At 37.1% G+C, this 3,644-nt stretch carries 1 protein-coding gene; it reads left to right on the forward strand.

The window, feature by feature from the left end; all coding sequences use genetic code 11:
- Positions 1–584: 584 nt before the first annotated feature.
- Positions 585–3,644 (forward strand): DEAD/DEAH box helicase family protein (locus ACFIL2_RS00355; RefSeq protein ID WP_375680045.1); only part of this gene is annotated, 3,060 nt, incomplete at its 3' end.

Genomic DNA, 3,644 nt, shown 5'->3' on the forward strand with positions numbered 1-3,644 from the left:
TCTTTTAAAACTTTCTACTCAAATAGGCAAAACTCTCTGTACAGCGCATTAAGCACCCGTTCTCCAAAGATAATGATCTGAGTGACCTTATCAGAAGAGTTTTGTCAGTCTTGTCAGTTCATTCTAGCTCCTATATTATTTTTTTAAAATGAGAGAAAATTAAAAACATTATATTTCAATATGTTAGCATTTTAACGATACAACCTATATCGACACTACAACCTTAAATACAATCAATAATATATATTTGTCAGTTTGTGTCTGTAAATTGAACTGACAAAATAGACTATTTTAGCGACTCATAAAACCTATCAAAATACTCATTCTGATATTTTAATGTACATATCGAATTTGTCTTGATGAACACGTGAAACGAATAGCAAATTTCACTATTTTGCTGATCTGATTTCTCTCATAGGCTGTGGATAAACAGCATTTAAAAAACTTTTTGAAAAAATTTATCCGCTTTTTAGCATTTTCCGAATTTTTCACACTATTCATTCAAAATGGATTTAATAAGCTTCGTTTTGATTCTTTTGATAAGAATTAATCAATAGAATATATTGTCATGGAGTTTATTCTTTATGCTTCGCCCTCATCATTCTGATCATGAACATGTCTCTTTACGCTCTCTCTTGGAATATTATCGTCAACAAGCAAAATCACCCCGTGAATTGGGAACGCTGTTTGAAAACCTTGTCATGGCTTATCTTATGCATGACCCTCTCCATTTTGGACGATATGAAACGGTTGAGAGCTATTATGAATGGGCAACAGAGCGTGACGGTTGGAATAAAAATGATATCGGCATTGATCTGGTGGCAAAGCTTCGTCATCAAGAGGGATATGTGGCTATTCAATGTAAGTTTTATAAAGCTGACCATCAGATCAGTAAAAAAGATATTGATAGCTTTATCGCTGCCTCTGGAAAAGACATCTTTAAATATCGTCTTCTCGTCGATACCACGGAAGTGGAATTAAGTGACAATGTCAATGCCATGATCAAAGGACAAGCGATACCCGTTTATCGTATTGACCTTCGTCATATGGAAAACAGTCGTATAGATTGGCAAATATTTGCAACTAAAAAAGAAATTGTTCTTAAATCAATAAAAGAGCCTCGTCCCCATCAAGAAGAAGCCATCAAGAAAGTCTGTGAAGGGTTAAAAGAAGCAGACCGTGGCAAGCTGATTATGGCATGTGGAACGGGGAAGACTTTCACAAGCCTTAAGATAGCAGAACACATAGCAGGAAAAGGCAAGCGTGTTTTGTTTCTGGTGCCCTCGCTTGCTTTAGTCTCACAAACGATCCGTGAATGGACAGCCGATGCACAAGTACCTTTGCGTTCTTTTGCTGTGTGTTCGGATACAAAAGTAGGCAAGCGTCTTAAAAACCAAGATGATATTGTTGGCATGGAAACATCAGATCTTGTTCTCCCTGCTACCACGGATGCACAAGCCCTTGCTAAAGAAGCGCGTGGAAACCTAGTAGACACAATGACGGTTATCTTTTCAACTTACCATTCTATCCAAGTGCTTTCGGATGCACAAAAAGAGCATGGTTTACCCGAATTTGATCTGATCATTTGTGATGAAGCGCATAGAACAACTGGGGCTTCATTGGGAAGTGAAGACAATGAATCTGAATTTATCAAGGTTCATGACAATAGCATTATTCGAGGCAAAAAACGCCTCTACATGACAGCAACCCCAAAGATCTTTAGTGACAAGCTGAAAAGGAATGCTTTCTTATCCAATAACGTTTTGGTGTCCATGGATAATGAAAAACTCTATGGCAAACAACTTTACACTTACAACTTTTCACGTGCTTTAGAGGATAAGCTGTTATCACCTTGTAAAGTTATCATATTAGTTGTCAACGAAGAAGAAGTAAGTCAATCCATTCAACATCTGATTACCGATAAGAATTATGAACTTATTCTCGATGATAGGACCAAGATTAATGGCTGTTATAGAGCCCTTACCAAAATGGATCTGAAACTTGATCTTGAAGATGACCCCAAGCCCATGCGTAGAGCTTTAGCTTTTTGCAAAGATATTGATACTTCTAAACGCATATGCAAAAGATTCAAAAAAGAAAAAGTGCAAGAATCTTTACGCGCTCTTCATAAAAACTATAAAGATACTCCTCCTCTTAACTGTACCCTTGCCCATATTGATGGAACCTTTAGTGCTAAAGAGCGTACAAAACAACTTGAATGGTTAAAGGAAGATGCGGGGGAAAATACCTGCCGTGTACTTACCAATGTACGCTGTCTTTCTGAAGGTGTTGATGTTCCTGCTCTTGATGCCGTTCTATTTTTACACCCGCGAAAAAGTCAAATTGAGATTATTCAAGCAATAGGACGTGTAATGCGTCGAGCAGAGGGTAAAAAAAGAGGCTATATTATTCTACCCATTGGGATACCCGCTGACATTCCGCCGGAAATAGCCTTAGAAAACAACAAAAAGTATAATGTCATCTGGCAAGTTCTCAATGCTTTACGTGCCCATGATGATAACTTTAATAAAATAATTCACCATATGCACAAAAAACAAGATGTAAGCGATGCTCTTGAAATCGTTGCTGCTTCTCAAGAACTTGCGTTAGAAGATACGACCACGGTTATTGATGATTTACCTATACGCTCAAAATTAGAGTGTTCAGGACTTAATATTGGGTTAGCAACTTACGAATCCTCTCACACATGTGAAGAACAGGGAGAACTCCCCCTTTTTTCTAAATGTAAAGATGTCATTAAAACTGCTATTGTTAAGAGATTTTACGACCCTAGCTATTGGAAAAAATGGGCAATAAATGTTGGTGATCTTGCTCAAACTCATATCACACGCTTAACTGAGGTTTTGACGAAATCAGAAACTGAAACACGGCAGGTGTTTAATGATTTTATGACCGAATTGCGTAGTAATTTAAATACAACTATCTCCGAACAAGACGCAATTGAAATGCTTGCACAACATCTTGTGACGCGTCCAGTCTTTAATGCTTTATTTGAGGGGCATCAGTTTGTTCAAGAAAATCCCGTATCTTGTGCTTTACAACGTGTACTCAATGTCCTTGATAAGTTTACTCTTAAAGAAGAATCTCAAGATCTCAAAAATATTTCTAAGAGTGTACAATTTTACACGCGTGGAATTACCACTCTTGAAGCACAACAAAGCTTAATTGTAGAGCTGTATAATGAATTTTTCCGTTATGCTTTTCCACGTACAGTAGAAAAATTAGGAATTGTTTATACCCCCATTGAGGTTGTTGATTTTATCATTCATTCTGTTGATGATGTCTTGCGTAATGAATTTGGAAAAAGTCTAGGATCACGAGGTGTCTCCATTCTCGACCCTTTCATTGGAACAGGAACCTTTATCACGCGGCTGTTACAATCAAAACTCATCAAACCAGAGGACATGGAATATAAATACCGTTATGATATCCATGCCAATGAGATTGTTTTACTCGCTTATTACATAGCAGCCATTAATATTGAAGCAACCTATCATGGTCTTATGAAAGGGAATTATATCCCTTTCAAGCATATTGGTTTAACCGATACATTCCGGATGCTTGAAAAACAAGATCTGATGAGAGGTTTACTAGAGAAAAACAGTGAATATTTAGAACTTCAG

Origin of the sequence: Bartonella sp. AP30XZML, assembly GCF_042195945.1 — a bacterium.
Lineage (GTDB): Bacteria > Pseudomonadota > Alphaproteobacteria > Rhizobiales > Rhizobiaceae > Bartonella.